Origin of the sequence: Sphingomonas sanguinis NBRC 13937, from assembly GCF_001591005.1 — a bacterium.
Lineage (GTDB): Bacteria > Pseudomonadota > Alphaproteobacteria > Sphingomonadales > Sphingomonadaceae > Sphingomonas > Sphingomonas sanguinis.
On record NZ_BCTY01000030.1, the window covers coordinates 1 to 16,302 of the forward strand.

A 16,302-nucleotide genomic window follows, 5' to 3' on the forward strand; every position below is an offset into this window, starting at 1 on the left:
TTAACGAGTCATTAAACTGCTTTGTCTCTGTCACCGATTTGCGACGCGCGCGTAACAGATGACAGGCATGACACGCATAACGCCAAGCGTGGGGTTATGCCGATGCCGATCACCAGCATTCCGATCGATGGTTCGTTGCACGAAGACGCCGCCATCCTCGACTTCATCCCCCGCGCGCCCGTAACGCCCGAGCCGGAGGGCAACGAACGGCGTCGCTATCGCACCATTTGGATCTCGGACGTCCATCTCGGCACGCGCGGCTGCAATGCCGAGATGCTGATCGACTTTCTGGACCATGTCGACAGCGAGACCATGTATCTGGTCGGCGACATGATCGACGGCTGGCGGCTGAAGAAGAAATTCTACTGGCCCGCCGCGCATAACGACGTGGTGTGGCGCCTGCTGAAGCGCGCCAAGCGCGGCACCCGTGTCGTCTATATCCCCGGCAATCACGACGAGATCTTCCGTCAGTTCACCGGCATGGACTTCGGCGGCATCGCCATCTGCCGCAAGGCGATCCACGAGACGGCAGACGGCCGCCGCCTGCTGATCCTGCACGGCGACGAGTTCGACGCGATCACGCTGGCGCATCGCTGGCTCGCCCATGTCGGCGACTTTGCCTATACCGCGCTGATGGAAGTGAACCGCTGGGTGAACATCGTTCGCCGGTGGATGAAGCGCCCATACTGGTCGCTGTCCAAACACGCCAAGGCGAAGGTGAAGAACGCGGTCGCCTTCATCTCGCATTTCGAGGAAGTCGTCGCCCATGCGGCGGGTGCGCGCGGCGTCGACGGCGTGGTGTGCGGCCATATCCACACGGCGGAAATTCGCGAGATCGGCGGCGTTACCTATTATAATGACGGCGACTGGGTGGAGGGCTGCACCGCGCTGGTCGAGCATTTCGACGGCACGATGGAAATCCTGCACTGGGGCGACGAGATGGAGGCGCGGCGTCAGCGTCCGGTTCCGGCCGTATCCGCCCCGGCGACCATCGCCGCCTGAGGCACGAAGGGGGTCAATACGGATGCGGATCGCGATCGTTACCGACGCCTGGTCACCCCAGGTCAATGGCGTGGTCCGCACCCTGCAATCGGTCTCGGCCGAGCTGCGCGCGATGGGGCATGAACTGACCATCATCTCGCCCGATCTCTACGCCTCGGTCCCCTGCCCCACCTATCCCGAGATTCGCCTGGCGCTGCCGCGTCCGGGCTTGGTCGGGCGCACGCTGGCAGAGTTCCGGGCAGAGGCGGTGCATATCGCGACCGAGGGGCCGCTGGGCCTGCTCGCGCGGCGCTGGTGCCTGTCACAGGGGCTGCCCTTCACCACCGCCTATCACACCCAGTTCCCGGAATATGTCGCGGCGCGGATCAGGGCGGTGAACCCGGAATTCGTCTGGCGCTATGTCCGCTGGTTCCACGCCCCCTCCGCCGCGATCCTGGCTTCGACGCCCAGCGTGGCACAGGCACTCGCCGCGCATGGACTGCCGCAGAGCCGCCACTGGGGGCGCGGCGTCGATACCGCGCTGTTCCGCGCCCACGGTCCACGCGATGCGTCCGTCCGCAGCCTGCCAGGCCCCGTGCAGCTCTATGCGGGTCGCGTGGCGGTGGAGAAGAACATCGCCGCGTTCCTCGCCACCGACGTCCCCGGATCGAAGGTGGTGGTCGGCGACGGCCCGGCCCGCGCGGCGCTGGCGGCGAAGTACCCACATGTCCATTTCTTGGGCGCGAAGTTCGGCGAGGACTTGTCCGCCATCTACCGCGCGGCGGATGTCTTCGTCTTCCCCAGCCGTACCGATACTTTCGGGCTCGTGATGATCGAGGCGCTGGCCTGCGGCACCCCGGTCGCCGCGCTGCCGGTGCAGGGTCCGCTCGACGTGCTGACCCCGCAGGTCGGGGTCATGGACGAAGCGCTGGACCGCGCGATCGCGGGCGCGCTGACGCTCGATCGCGAGACATGTGAGCATTTCGGGCAGGGCTTTACCTGGCGCGCGAGTGCGGAACAGTTCCTGTCGGCACTCGCGCCGATCGACCAAGGGATGCGCGCCGCGGCGTAAACTGTCTTTCCTCCCCTGCAAGGGGAGGTGGCAGGGCGCCAGCCCTGACGGAGGGGTGTCCTGTTCTCGATAGGGCGACACCCCTCCACCATGCTTCGCATGGTCCCCCTCCCCTTGCAGCGGAGGAAACGCTTGAGCGTCGTTCCCCCTTCCCAAAAGCACATCAATCCGTAAAACCCGTTTAACGGGTTGAACCACCCTTACCCCGCATGGCATTCATGGGCTTCGCGCGAATCGCCTTGGCGGTTCGCTGATCCTTCGGCCGTGCCGCCTGCCGCCATGGTCGCTCCAACCGCTGCACCCGAAAGGTCCCCGATTGGACGTCGTCACGCTCAGCCTGTTCCTCATGTTCGCCGTCGTGTTGAGCGGGGTCCTGTCCCGCCTGCTGCCCTCCGCCCTGCCCCGGCCGCTGGTCCAGATCGCACTGGGCGCGGTGATCGGCGGGATCGCGCAGGTGCGGGTCGAGCTGAACCCCGAGATATTCTTCCTGCTGTTCGTGCCGCCGCTGTTGTTCTTGGACGGTTGGCGCATTCCCAAGGACGAGTTGTTCCGCGACGCGGGCGCGGTGCTGGGACTGGCGCTGGGCCTCGTCTTCCTGACGGTGCTCGGCATGGGGCTCTTCATCCACTGGATGATCCCGGCCATCCCCTATGCGGTGGCCTTTGCGCTGGCCGCCGTCGTCTCACCGACCGACCCGATCGCGGTATCCGCCATCGCGCAGAAAGCCCCCATACCGAAGCGGATGATGCACATCCTGGAGGGGGAGTCGCTGCTCAACGACGCCTCCGGCCTGGTGTGCCTGCGCTTCGCGGTCGCCGCCGCGCTGACCGGCACCTTCTCGCTGGCCGATGCCGGGCTGACCTTCCTATGGATGGCGATCTCCGGCGTCGGGCTGGGCGTCGGCATCGCCTGGGGCACGGTGACCGCCAAGAATCGTTTCTCGCGCCATTTCGGCGACGACAGCGGATCGAACATCCTGGTCAGCCTGCTGATCCCCTTCGCCGCCTATCTGGTCGCCGAGCATGTCGAGAGTTCGGGCGTGCTCGCCGCGGCGGCGGCGGGGATCGCCATGTCCTTCACCAATGTCTCGTCGGGGGTGCGTGCCGCCATCCGCATCCGGCGGCAAGCGGTGTGGGACATGCTGCAATTCACGCTGAATGGCATCATCTTCGTGCTGCTGGGCGAGCAGTTGCCGCAGGTGTTCGCGGGCGCGCGCGCCACGGTGATGCTGACCGGGCATGACAGCCTCTGGTGGCTGGGCCTCTATGTCCTCGCGATTGTCGCCGGGCTGGCCGCGTTGCGCTTCGCCTGGACCTGGGTCGCGCTGCGCTTCACGCTGTTCCGCCAGCGGCACCTGCCCAATCCGACCAGTCCGCCGCGCCGGATCATCACCGCCATGTCGGTGGCGGGCGCGCGCGGCGCGATCACGCTGGCCGGTGCGCTGACCCTGCCGCTGACGCTGACCAACGGCACGCCCTTTCCCGCGCGCGATCTGGTCATCTTCCTGGCCTGCGGCGTCATCCTGTCCTCGCTGGTCATCGCCAGCCTGACCCTGCCGCTGCTGCTGCGCGGCCTCGCCCTGCCCAGCGAGGATGCGGCGAGCGAACTGGACCGCACCCGCCTGGCCGCCGCCAAGGCCGCCATCGCCGAGCTGGAGCGGCTTCAGCATGAAATGGCCGAGGGGCGCGACGATGCCGACCAATATGTCGATATCGCCGCGCGCCTGATGGACACCTACCGCACCCGGATCGACACGCTGGAGGGCGACGCCGACCCCGACGCCCGCCGGTTCGAGGAGGTGGAGCGCAAGATGCGCCTGGCCGCCATCCGCGCCGAACGGCGGGTGGTGTTCGAGCTGCTGAACGCGCGGGCGATCGGCTCCGAAACCGCGCAGAAGCTGGGCCGCGAGCTGGATCTGGTCGACACCCGCCTGTCCGCGCAGAACTGATCCTCGCGCCATCTTTGCGCTTGCGCAGGCCTGTAAATTATCGTGTCTCACAGGCCGGGGTTCGCATCGAACGGGGGGGTGGAATGCACGCACAGGCTGGAAATCATTGCCTGAATTGCGGGACGGCACTGGTCGGCGATTACTGCCATGCCTGTGGTCAATCGACCCATATCCACCGCACGCTGGGCGCGTGGTGGCACGATTTCAGCCATGGCGTGCTGCATATCGAGGGGCAGGTCTGGCGGACCATGGCGATGCTGGTCACCCGCCCCGGCGAGCTGACCCGCCGCTATATCGCGGGCGAGCGGCGGCGTTTCCTGTCACCGCTGGCGCTGTATCTGTTCAGCGTCTTCCTGCTCTATGTCGCCTATTCGGTATTGGGCGGCTTTGCGACCTTCCACGCGCCCGACACCAAGCAGGCCGTCGCGCAAATCCACGCCAAGGCCGAGAAGGCCGAACAGCGCATCGCCGCCATCGACCGCAAGCGCGTCGAGGAACTGGCCGCACGCCACGACGTCGCCGCGCTCGACCGCGAACGCGCGCAACTCGTCGACCGCCGGCAGGAGCTGGAGATGGCCAGTATGGCGCTTGGTGGCGGAGCGACCTCGGCCAATGGGCATGGCGACGAGCATGAGACACAGGTCATCACCGGCTGGAAGGCGCTGGACGAAAAGATCGACCATGCCATTCGCGATCCCGACTTCCTGATCTTCAAGATGGAAGCCAATGGCTATAAATTCTCCTGGGCGCTGATCCTGCTGTCCATGCCGTTCATGGGGTTGCTCTTCCTTTGGAAACGCGGGGTCGCGATGTTCGACCATGCGGTGTTCGTCACCTATTCGCTCAGCTTCGTCAGCCTGCTGATGGTGGTGATGATCCTATGGGTGAAGCTGGCCCATCTGCCGGGCGAGGCGCTGTGGCTGCTCGCCTTTCCCGCCCATCTCTTCCTGCAATTGCGCGGGGCTTACGGCCTGGGTCCGCTGCTTGGGCTGTTGGTGACGCTGGTCGTGACGGTGATGGCCGGGGCAGTGCTGCTGATCTGGATCATCGGGTTGCTGGCACTTGGGATGGCGCACTGACGCTTCAATCGATGGCAGCGGGTCGCCGATAGCCCCGACCCTCAGAAAATGGGTGGACGCCTCCGCCCCGCGCCGCCATGATACCAAAACATATCATGAGAATACCGGCACACGACAAGCCGGTGGATGACGGGGGTGACGGATGGCGAGGAAAGGCCTGATGCAAGGGGGGATGCGTCCCCTGGCGCACGCGCGTCCCCGCCGCGTGGCCCGCTTCGTCCGACACCATGTCATCGCATCCTGCACCACGCGCCTCCGGGGCCCGTTCATGATGCCGCTTTCGGGGAAATCGCTGTGAAACATCGCCTCGGCCTGATCCTGGCCGCGCTCGCCCTGCCCTTCCCCGCTTTGGCGGCGCCCAAGACGGTGGCGACGCTCGACCGGTGGCAGGTGCGGATCGACCCGAAGGATGCCGCCGCCGCACGCGCGCATCCGCAAGCCGCCGACTGGCTGGCCGCGACCGTGCCGGGCAGCGTGCAGCAGGATCTGATCGCCGCCAACATCGTCCCCGATCCCTATAAGGGTGCGAACGAGGCCCCGATCCAGTGGGCGGGCCTGACCGGGTGGCAGTATCGCACCAATTTGGACGTCACGCCCGCCATGCTGGCCCGCGATCACCTGGACTTGGTGTTCGACGGGCTCGACACCTTCGCGACCGTCACGGTCAACGGGCAGCGCCTGTTGTCGGCGGACAATGCGCATCGTCGCTGGCGAGCTGATGCCAAGCCGCTGCTGAAGGCGGGCGCAAACGAGATCGTCGTCACCTTCGCCTCGCCGATCAAGACGCTCCAGCCGATGGTGCTGGCCGAGAAGCATCCGCTACCCGGCGAATATGACTCGCCCTATGGCGACGAGCCCAAGGGTGTTCAGACCTCGCCCTATGTCCGCAAGCCGAAATACCAATATGGCTGGGACTGGGCACCGCGCATCGTCGATATCGGCATCTGGCGCCCCGCCCGTCTGGAAGCTTGGGACGCCGCGCGCATCGACAATCTGCGCATCGAGCAGGAGGCGCTGACCGACGCGGAAGCACGTATCCTCGCCCGTGCCTCGGTGGTCGCGGACCGCGCGCAGACCGGGCGGATGGACGTGACCGTCACCGGCCCCGATGGCAAGCGCATCCGAGTCCGCCGCGATGTCGCGCTCCAACCCGGCGAGAATGACGTGGTCGTGCCCGTCTCGATCACCAAACCGCAACGCTGGCAGCCGATCGGCTTCGGCGCGCATCCGCTCTACACCGTCAGTACCGCGCTCGCGGGCGCGGATACGGTCGAGAAGCGCACCGGCCTGCGCACGGTCGAGCTGGTCCGCAAGGACGGCAGCTTCGGGTTGAAGATCAACGGCAACGTCATCTTCGCCAAGGGCACCAACGTCATCCCCTTCGACGCCTTCCCCGCGCGCGTCGCCGCCGCGACCGAGCGCCAGATGCTGGAAAAGGCGGTCGCGGCGAACATGAACATCGTCCGCATCTGGGGCGGTGGCTATTATCCCGAGGACCGTTTCTACGACGCCGCCGACGAGCTGGGCCTGATGGTGTGGCAGGACTTCATGTTCGGCGGCGCGGTCACGCCCCCCGACGCCAAGTTCCGCGAGAACGTCCGGATCGAGGCCGAGGAACAGGTCGCACGCCTGCAATCGCATCCCTCGCTGGTCATCTGGGCGGGCAACAACGAAGTGCTGTCTGGCTGGGAAAACTGGTCGGATCGCAAGGCGTTCAAGAAGGCGGTCGGCCCCGACGAGCAGGAACGGATCGGCACCGGCATGGCCGTGCTGTTCGACCGCGTGCTGCGCGATGCGGTCATCAAGAATTCGCCCGGCATCCCCTATTGGCCGGGCTCGCCCTCGACCGATTATGAGGGGCCGACCGATACCGACAAGGATGGCGACCGCCATTTCTGGGACGTCTGGTCGGGCTCCAAGCCGGTCGAACGTTACACCGACAGCTGCCCGCGCTTCATGTCGGAATATGGCTTCCAGGCCTTTCCCGACCTGTCGACCATCGCGACCTTTGCCGACCCGGCGGATTTCCGCATCGACAGCCCGGTAATGAAGGCGCACCAGAAGTTCCTGGCGGGCGAAGGCAATGACCGGATCACCTTCTACCTGAAGCAGAATCTGCGCGACCCGCGCGACTTTGCCGATCTGGTCTATCTGTCGCAGGCCATGCAGGCCCGCGCCATCGGCCTGGCGGCGCGTCATCACCGTGCGTGCCGCCCGGTGACGCTGGGGTCGCTTTACTGGCAGCTCAACGACAGCTGGCCCGCGATCAGTTGGTCGAGCATCGACTGGACCGGGCATGACAAGATGCTCCAGCACGAGGTCCGCCGCTTCTTCGCACCGCAGACCATCGTCGCGGAGACCAAGCCCGGCGCGACGCGGATCGCCTTGGTGTCCGACGCCACGACGCCCAAGCCGCTCGGCTGGCGCGTCACTGGCTATGGCATGGACGGCCGCAAGCTGGGTTCGCAATCCGGCAGTGTGACCATGGCCGCCGCCTCGGCCAGCGATGTCGCGATGATCCCCGACGCGACGCTCTTCGCAGGCGCCGCGCCGGAGAGCAGCTATGCCGTTGCCGAACTGTTCGATGGCGACAAGGTGATCGCCCGCCAGATCATCGAGCGGAAGGTGCCGCGCGACATGGCCTACCCCGCGCCGGGCATCACGGCGCGCTGGGCGGGCAAGCAGCTGACGCTGACCGCGCGCAACCTCGCGCGGCAGGTGCAGGTCAATTTCGGCACCACCGCCGCCGAACCGTCCGATGACGGCTTCGACCTGTTGCCTGGCGAGAGCATCACGCTCACCATCCAGAGTGACGCGGACGCCGCCACCTTGGCGCGCGAGCTCAAGATCTACACCCTCGGTCCGAAGGACGCCCAGTGATCCCGTTCCTCCTCCTCGCCGCCGCCGGTCAGGCCACCACCCCCGCCCTTCCCCCCGAGGCGCAGAAGCTGACCGTCGCGCAAAAGGCAGCGCAGCTGGTCAACGAGGCGCCCGCCGAACCCGCGCTGAACCTGCCCGCCTATGACTGGTGGAGCGAGGGGCTGCACGGCATCGCCCGCAACGGACCGTCGACCGTATTTCCGCAGGCGATGGGCATGGCCGCGACCTGGGACACGGCGCTGATCCAGAAGGTCGGCGATGTCGTCGCCACCGAAGCGCGCGCGAAGTTCAATTCGCAGCCGCTGAACGCCGATCGCGGGCTGTACCAGGGGCTGACCATCTGGTCGCCCAACATCAACATCTTCCGCGATCCGCGCTGGGGCCGGGGCCAGGAAACCTATGGTGAGGACCCCTTCCTTACCAGCCGGATCGGCATCGCCTTCGTGCGCGGCCTGCAAGGGCCCGACCTGAAGCATCCCAAGGTCATCGCGACCGTCAAGCATATGGCGGTCCATTCCGGCCCCGAGGGCGGGCGCGACAGTTTCGACGTGATGGTATCGCCGCGCGATCTGGAGGCGACCTATCTCCCCGCCTTCCGCGCGACCGTGACGGAGGGCAAGGCGCTGTCGCTGATGTGCGCCTATAACGCCATCCACGGCACGCCGGTTTGCGCCAACCCGATGCTGCTGACCCAGCGGCTGCGCACCGACTGGGGCTTTAACGGCCTCGTCGTGTCGGACTGCGATGCAGTCGGCAATATCTGGATGTTCCACCATGCCCAGCCCGATGCACCGGCAGCGGCGGCGGCGGCGCTGCGTGCGGGCACCGACCTGAATTGCGGCAAGGCCTATCTCTCGCTGCCGCAGGCGGTGGAGCGCGGCCTGATTACCGAGGGTGAGATCGACACCGCGCTTGCCCGTGCGCTGGCGGTACGGCGGATGCTGACGGTGGATTCGCCCTGGAACCGGATCAAGGCGAGCGAAGTCGGCACCCCCGCCCACCGCGCGCTGGCGCTGGAGACGGCGCGTAAGGGCATCATCCTGCTCGATAACCCGAACGACATGCTTCCGCTCAAGGGCAAGACGCTCGCGGTGTTCGGCGCGGATGCCGACGATCTGGGCGTGCTGGAGGGCAATTATCACGGCACCGCGATCAACCCCGTCACCCCCCTCGACGGCATCCGCGCCAGGTTCGGCCGCAATGTCCGCTATGCGCAAGGCTCGGTGCTGGCCGAAGGCGCGTTCGTCGGCGTGCCCGAAACCGCGCTGTCGGCGAACGGCAAGCCCGGTCTGACGGTCGAGACCATGGGCGCGAACGGCCAGTGGTCGGTCGCGGGCCAGGATCGCCGCATCGACTTCAACTATACCAAGACCGCTCCCTTCCAGCGCCGCTGGACCGGCACGCTGACGCCGCCGGGGCCGGGCCAGTACCGCTTGCGGCTCGACGGCCCCGCCTGCTGGCACGCCTGTCCCGCGCATGACGCCGTGAAGCTTTATGTCGACGACCGGCTGGTCGTGGACGATGTGATCGGCGGCAAGGCGCTGGAAACCACGATCGACGGTTCGGCCCCGCGCCGCATCCGGGTCGAGATCGATCACAAGGGCGGCGACGAAGGCCTGCGCCTGCAATGGCTGCCGCCCGCCGAAGCGCTCACCGCCGAGGCACTGAAGGTCGCCGGGACCGCCGACGTGCTGATCGCGGTCGTCGGCCTTTCGCCCGATCTGGAGGGCGAGGCGCTGGGCGTATCGGTCCCCGGCTTCGCGGGCGGCGACCGGACCGAGGTCGTGCTGCCCGAGCCGCAGCGCAAGCTGCTCGCTGCGCTCCAGGCGACCGGCAAGCCGGTGGTCGCGGTCGTCATGTCGGGCTCGGCGGTGTCGCTGGGCGACTTCAAGCCCGCCGCGACACTGGCGGCCTTTTATACCGGCACCGAGGGCGGCACCGCGCTGGCCGAAATCCTGGCCGGTGACGTGAACCCGTCGGGCCGCCTGCCCGTCACCATCTATCACTCGACCGCCGACCTGCCCGCCTTTGCCGATTACGGCATGAAGGAGCGCACCTATCGCTACTTCACCGGCAAGCCCGCCTGGGGCTTCGGCCATGGTCTGAGCTATACCAAATTCGACTATGGCCAGCCGACCGTCACCGCCAGCGTCGCGGTGGGCCAGCCGGTCGATGTCGCGGTACAGCTGCGCAATATCGGCCAGCGTGCGGGCGAAGAGGTGACGCAGGCCTATCTGGTCCCGCCTGCCACCGACGAGAAGCTGGTGCTGACCGACCCCGTGCTGCAACGCCAGCTCGTCGGCTTCACCCGCGTCGCGCTGAAGCCAGGTCAGGCGGGTACGGCGCGCTTCACCATCGATCCGCGCCTGATGAGCCAGGTCTGGCGCGACGGCACCCGCCGCATCCTGCCGGGCACCTACAAGCTCTATATCGGCGGCGGCCAGCCGGGTGACGGCGCTGGCCAGTGGACGCAGTTCACCGTGACCGGCACCGCGCAGGACCTGCCCAAGTGACCCCGAACCGTCGTGAACTGATCGCCGGAGGCGCGGCCCTCGCCGCCGTTCCGGCCTTCGCCGCTGCGCCCGCCTTCCCCAGCAAGCGCCCGGCCGTCGCCGACCGCCGCTTCGTATCGAAGGCGGCCGAGGCGGAGATCACCCGCATTTCGAAGCTGATCGCCGATCCCGAACTCCGCTGGATGTTCGGCAACTGCTATCCCAACACGCTCGACACCACCGTGCTGTCGCTCGGCGAGGTTGGCGGCAAGGCGGATGCCTTCGTCATCACCGGCGACATCCCCTGCCTGTGGCTGCGGGACTCGGCGGCGCAGCTGCGACCCTATCTGCATCTGGTGAAGCGCGATCCGGCGCTGGGACGGCTGTTCCGCGGGCTGATCGGGCGGCAGGCGCGGTCGATCCTGATCGACCCTTACGCCAATGCCTTTATGCAGGACCCGACCGCCAGGACGAACCTCAGCTGGGCGTTGAAGGACGATACCGACATGAAGCCCGGCGTCGCCGAGCGGAAATGGGAGATCGATTCGCTCTGCTACGCAATCCGACTGGCGTACGGCTATTGGCGCGAGACGGGCGACATGACGCCGTTCGACGCCGAGTGGAAAGCCTCGGCCCGCCTGATCGTGAAGACCTTCCGCGAACAGCAGCGGAAAGAAGGCCCCGGCCCCTATCGCTTCCGCCGCTCCGCGCCCGAGCCGACCGAAACGCTGTATCGCGGCTATGGCCTGCCGACGCGTCCCAATGGCATGATCCATTCGGGCTTCCGCCCCTCGGACGATGCCTGTCTCTATGGCCAGTTCGTCCCCGCCAACCTGTTTGCGATGACGACGCTGCGCGAACTGGCGGCGCTCTCGAATGCGGTCGGGGAGCCCGCGCTGGCACAGGACGCCACCACGCTGGCCGCCGAGGTCGAGGCCGCGCTCAGGCAGTTCGGCACAATGACGCTGCCGAGCGGCGAACGCGTCTGGGCCTATGAGGTCGATGGCTATGGCAATGCCGTCTTCATGGACGACGCCAATGTGCCCTCGCTGTCGGGCATGGCCTATCTCCGCTGCGTCGATGCAGCCGATCCGCTGTGGCAGCGCACCGTCGCAGCGTGCTGGAGCAAGGCCAATCCCTGGTATTTCGAGGGCAAGGCGCTGACCGGTATCGGCGGTCCGCATACCGGGCCGGGTCAGGTCTGGCCGATGTCGATCATCACCCGCGCGCTGACCTCGACCGACCCTGCGTTGCTGCGGTCGAGCCTCGCAATGATCCGTGGGTCGCATGGCGGTACGGGTTTCATTCACGAAGGGGTCGATATCGACGATCCCGCCAAGTTCACACGCGACTGGTTCGCCTGGGCCAATGGCCTGTTCGGCGAGTTGATCGTCCATGTCGCGGCCACCCGGCCGGAAGTATTGCGGGAGACGTTCGCATGATCCTCAGCCGCCGCTCGCTCCTCGCCGGGACCGCGCTTGCCGCCCTGCCGATACGCGGGGTGATGGCCACCCTGCCGCCGCTGCCGACCCCGCCCAACCTGTTCGTCGGCACCGGCGGCGACGGCCACACCTATCCGGGTGCGGTGATGCCCTTCGGCATGGTACAGCTGAGCCCCGATACCGATGTCGAGCGCTGGGACACGTGCTCGGGCTATCACCATGGTGACGGCTCGATCATGGGTTTCAGCCATACGCATCTGTCAGGCACGGGCATCGGCGACATGCTCGACGTGCTGGTTGTGCCGACGCGCGGAGAACTCAAGCTGACGCCGGGGCCACTGTCGGACCCGGATGCCGGTTATCGCCAACGTTATTCGGACGAACAGGCGCAGCCCGGCTATTATCGGGTGAAGCTCGAATCCGGCGTGCTCGCCGAACTGACCGTCACCGAGCGGACCGGTTGGCATCGCTACACCTATCCCAAGGGGCCGGGCCATGTGCTGGTCGACCTGTCGCACCTGGTCCTCGACAAGAGCGACGAGAAGCCGCTCATCACCGATGCGGAAATCACCATCGAGCCCGACGGCACGATCACCGGCACCCGTCGCGTCTTCCGCTGGGCCAAGGGGCGGCGCATCTTCTTTGCGATGCAGCTGTCGAAAAAGCCGACCCGCCTCCAGCTTTACGGCGACGGCGACACGCCTGCGAACGGCACCGCCGTCAAGGGCAACCGTCTCAAGGCCGCCCTGTTCTTCGACGAACTGGGCGATGCGCCGCTGCTGATCCGCTGCGGCATCTCGGCGGTCGATGTCGCGGGCGCCAAAGCCAATCTGGCGGCCGAGGCAAAGGACTGGAATTTCGAACGCGTGCGCGAGATGGCGCAAGGGCGCTGGATCAATACGTTGGGCGGCATCCGGGTCGAGGGCGGGACCGAAGACCAGCGCACGATCATGGCCTCCGCCAATTACCACACGCTGATCGCGCCGACGCTCTTCTCGGACGTCGACGGCCGCTATGCCGGGCTGGACGGACAGGTGCACACCGCCCCCGCCGGGCAGTTCGCGTACAGTACCTTCTCCACCTGGGACACGTACCGGGCGCTGCACCCCTGGCTGATCCTGACCCAGCCCGCCCAGGCCAAGAAGCTGATCGACGACATCATCCGCCAGACGCAGCAAAGCGCCTATGGCCCGCCGGTCTGGACGCTGCAGGGCAAGGAGACGGGCATCATGATCGGCTGGCACGGCACGCCGATCATGGCCGAGGCGATGGTGAAGGGCATTCCCGCCGACTATGCCGCCGCCTGGCCCGGCATCGCCAAGCGCAGCTTCGACTTCGCCGCGCCCGACATGGACAACTCCAAGGGCCGCGACCTGTACGACGCCAAGGGCTATGTCCCCGCCGATATCTGGTGGGAAAGCGTCAGCCGGACGCAGGAATATGCCTATGACGACTGGGCCGCATCGCACATCGCGCGCCGGGTCGGCCAGACGGCGCAGGCCGACCGGCTGCTCAAGCGCTCGGGTAATTGGCGCAACGTCATCGACGGCTCGATCGGCTTTGCCCGCCCCCGCTTCAGCGATGGCAGCTGGTGGAAGGATTACGACCCCGTCCAACTCGGCCATATGCCCAAGCCCTGGTGGCGCGATTATACCGAGGCGAATGGCTGGCAGGCGACCTTCCTCAACCAGCACGACGTCTATGGCCTGATCCGCCACATGGGCGGTGACGCCAAGTTCGAGGCCAAGCTGGACGAATTGTTCAGCGCACCCTCGACGCTCCCCAAGAACGCGCCGCCGGACATCTCCGGGCTGGTCGGCCAATATGCGCATGGCAACGAGCCGGACCAGCATGCGGCCTATCTCTATGCTTATGTCGGTGCGCCGTGGAAGACGCAGCGGATGGTCCGCCGCCTGCTGACCGAGATGTACAAGAACGCGCCCGACGGCATCATCGGCAATGACGATTGCGGCCAGATGAGCGCCTGGTTCCTGTTCTCCGCGCTCGGCTTCTATCCGGTCGATCCGGTCAGCGGCGCGTACGTTTTCGGCGGACCGCTATTCGACCGGACGCAGCTGACCGTCGGCGGCAACAAGACGCTGGTCGTCGAGGCGAAGGGCAATGGCCCGGACAAACCCTATATCCAGTCGGTGACCTGGAACGGCCGCCCCTGGACGAAGAGCTGGATCGACCATGCCACCCTGTCCAAGGGCGGCACCCTGTCCTTCACCATGGGTGCCAAGCCCAACCCCGCCTTTGGCCGCGATCCGAAGGACCGCCCGCCGTCCTTCGACCACCTGCCTGCCTGATCCCTCCCGGAGCCGAATAGAAGATGACCGATTTCTCCCGCCGCGCCGTCCTCGCCTCCGGGCTGGTCGCCTCCGCCGCGCCCGCTTTCGCGCAAAAGGGGGCGGGTGCGCCCGCTCCTTACGGTGCGGTCCCCTCGGCCCGGCAGTGGCGCTGGCACCAGCGCGAGCAATATGCCTTCATCCACTTCGCGATGAACACCTTTACTGACAAGGAATGGGGCTATGGCGACGAAGACCCCAAGATGTTCAACCCCAGCGACTTCAGCGCGGACCAGATCGTCGGGGCGGCCAAGGCGGGCAATCTGAAGGGCATCATCCTCACCGCCAAGCATCATGACGGCTTCTGCCTGTGGCCGACCAAGCTGACCGAGCATTGCATCCGCAACTCGCCGTACAAGAACGGCCAGGGCGATATCGTCCGCGAGATGTCGGACGCCTGCAAGCGCGCCGGGCTAGCCTTCGGAATCTATCTCTCGCCCTGGGACCGCAATCGCGCCGATTATGGCCGCCCCTCCTATGTCGAATATTTCCGCAAGCAGGTCGTCGAACTCTGCACCGGCTATGGCGAGCTGTTCGAGTTCTGGTTCGACGGGGCCAATGGCGGCGACGGCTATTATGGCGGCGCGCGCGAGACGCGGCAGATCGATGCGCCCAAATATTATAACTGGCCCTCGATCATCGCGCTGGTCCACCAGCACCAGCCCATGGCCTGCACCTTCGATCCGCTGGGCGCGGATATCCGCTGGGTCGGCAATGAGGACGGGATTGCGGGCGATCCCTGCTGGCCGACCATGCCGAACCACCCTTATGTCCAGTCGGAGGGCAATTCGGGCGTGCGCGGCGGCGCGCTGTGGTGGCCTGCCGAGACCAACACCTCGATCCGGCCCGGCTGGTTCTATCATGCGGACGAGGACTCGAAGGTCCGCTCGCCGGAAAACCTGGTCGGCTATTTCGACACGTCGGTGGCGCGCGGCACCAACATGAACCTGAACCTGCCGCCCGATCGGCGCGGGCGCATCCCCGATCAGGACGTGAAGATCCTGAAGAGCTTCGGCGACGCGATCCGCGCCAGCTTCGCGACCGACCTGGCGCAGGGCGCCGTGGCCAGCGCCAGCCATGTGCGTGGCAAGGGCTATGAAGCGGCCAAGGTGCTGGACGGCCAACGCGACACCTATTGGTCCGCGCCGGACGGCGTGACCACGCCCAGCCTGACGCTCGACCTGCCACCGGGCCGCCGTTTCGACCTGATCCGCATCCGCGAATATCTGCCGCTCGGCGTGCGCGTCACGCGCTTCGCGGTCGATGCGGAAGTGAACGGCCAGTGGCAGCAGTTGGCCGAACATGAGTGCATCAGCGCGCAACGGATCATCCGCCTGCCCCAGCCGATCACCGCGCGCCGCGTCCGCCTGCGCATCGTCGACGCGCCGGTCTGCCCCGCGATCAGCGAGGTTTCGCTGTTCCAGAGCGTCGCGCCGGTCCCCGTCCCCGCCATCGTGTCGAGCGACCCGACCGTGCTGGCGACGACCGACTGGACAATCGTCTCCGCCACCGCGCCGGGGGCCGAAAAGCTGCTCGACAACGATGCTAAGACCATCTGGGTGCAGCCCGCCCCGACGCCCGGCAAGCCTGCCAGCGTGACGGTCGATATGGGCCAGGTGCGCGATGTCGCGGGCTTCAGCCTGACCCCCTCGCGCCAGGTCATGATCGACGCCGCCCCGCCGCGTGGTTACGTCGCGGAGACGAGCGTCGACGGCAAGAGCTGGACCCCGGCGGGTTCGGGCGAGTTCTCGAACATCGCCTATGCGCTCTCCACCCAGCGCCTGCCCTTCACCAGCGTCCGGCCGGTCCGCTATCTGCGACTGACCTTCGCAGAGATGTCCAAGCCCGCCGCCAAGCTGGCCATCGCGGGGATCGGCGGCTTCACCAAGCGGTAGGACTCCATTCCTCCCCTGAAAGGGGAGGTGGCAGGCCCAAGGCCTGACGGAGGGGTGTCGCGATAGGGAAAGTGAGGCTGCCCTCGCAACCGGCGACGCCCCTCCACCAGCTTCGCTGGTCCCCCTCCCCTTGCAGGGGAGGAATTGGTTTATCGACCACTCACT

General features: G+C 66.7%; 9 protein-coding genes. All 9 read left to right on the forward strand.

What is annotated here, in order from left to right; translation table 11 throughout:
* Positions 1-102 precede the first annotated feature (102 nt).
* The 9 genes from SSA01S_RS12530 to SSA01S_RS12570 all read left to right on the forward strand — a co-directional run bounded on the left by SSA01S_RS12530 (position 103) and on the right by SSA01S_RS12570 (position 16,137).
* A complete protein-coding gene (locus SSA01S_RS12530; protein ID WP_156477775.1) occupies positions 103-1,002 on the forward strand; it encodes a UDP-2,3-diacylglucosamine diphosphatase in 900 nt (299 codons plus the stop codon).
* 22 nt (positions 1,003-1,024) lie between these two features.
* The gene (locus SSA01S_RS12535; RefSeq protein WP_061780590.1) at positions 1,025-2,053 is read left to right on the forward strand and encodes a glycosyltransferase family 4 protein; all 1,029 of its coding nucleotides are present in this window, start codon (positions 1,025-1,027) and stop codon (positions 2,051-2,053) included.
* Positions 2,054-2,369: 316 nt separating this feature from the next.
* Positions 2,370-4,001 (forward strand): Na+/H+ antiporter, encoded by a 1,632-nt coding sequence (locus tag SSA01S_RS12540; protein ID WP_061780591.1) that lies wholly within the window; start codon positions 2,370-2,372, stop codon positions 3,999-4,001.
* Between the two features lie 83 nt (positions 4,002-4,084).
* The gene (locus SSA01S_RS12545) at positions 4,085-5,080 is read left to right on the forward strand and encodes a DUF3667 domain-containing protein (RefSeq protein ID WP_061780592.1); all 996 of its coding nucleotides are present in this window, start codon (positions 4,085-4,087) and stop codon (positions 5,078-5,080) included.
* A 294-nt stretch (positions 5,081-5,374) separates the two neighbouring features.
* The gene (locus SSA01S_RS12550; protein ID WP_061780593.1) at positions 5,375-7,960 is read left to right on the forward strand and encodes a beta-mannosidase; all 2,586 of its coding nucleotides are present in this window, start codon (positions 5,375-5,377) and stop codon (positions 7,958-7,960) included.
* Complete coding sequence (locus SSA01S_RS12555; protein WP_061780594.1) at positions 7,957-10,473, forward strand: glycoside hydrolase family 3 N-terminal domain-containing protein; 2,517 nt, start codon at positions 7,957-7,959, stop codon at positions 10,471-10,473. Before SSA01S_RS12550 ends, SSA01S_RS12555 begins: the two co-directional genes overlap by 4 nt.
* Positions 10,470-11,894: a glycoside hydrolase family 125 protein gene (locus SSA01S_RS12560; protein ID WP_061780595.1), complete on the forward strand. Its 1,425-nt coding sequence runs from the start codon at positions 10,470-10,472 to the stop codon at positions 11,892-11,894. The genes SSA01S_RS12555 and SSA01S_RS12560 overlap by 4 nt, the downstream gene beginning before the upstream one ends.
* A complete protein-coding gene (locus SSA01S_RS12565) occupies positions 11,891-14,203 on the forward strand; it encodes a GH92 family glycosyl hydrolase (RefSeq protein ID WP_061780596.1) in 2,313 nt (770 codons plus the stop codon). The genes SSA01S_RS12560 and SSA01S_RS12565 overlap by 4 nt, the downstream gene beginning before the upstream one ends.
* Before the next feature lie 23 nt (positions 14,204-14,226).
* Entirely contained in the window at positions 14,227-16,137 is a 1,911-nt protein-coding gene (locus SSA01S_RS12570; protein WP_061780597.1) for an alpha-L-fucosidase, read from the forward strand.
* Positions 16,138-16,302: the final 165 nt, after the last annotated feature.

Coding starts and splice junctions, on each gene's coding strand:
- SSA01S_RS12530 (WP_156477775.1), top strand. CDS start 103: ATGCCGATCACCAGCATTCCGATCGATGGTTCGTTGCACGAAGACGCC.
- SSA01S_RS12535 (WP_061780590.1), top strand. CDS start 1,025: ATGCGGATCGCGATCGTTACCGACGCCTGGTCACCCCAGGTCAATGGC.
- SSA01S_RS12545 (WP_061780592.1), top strand. CDS start 4,085: ATGCACGCACAGGCTGGAAATCATTGCCTGAATTGCGGGACGGCACTG.
- SSA01S_RS12565 (WP_061780596.1), top strand. CDS start 11,891: ATGATCCTCAGCCGCCGCTCGCTCCTCGCCGGGACCGCGCTTGCCGCC.
- SSA01S_RS12570 (WP_061780597.1), top strand. CDS start 14,227: ATGACCGATTTCTCCCGCCGCGCCGTCCTCGCCTCCGGGCTGGTCGCC.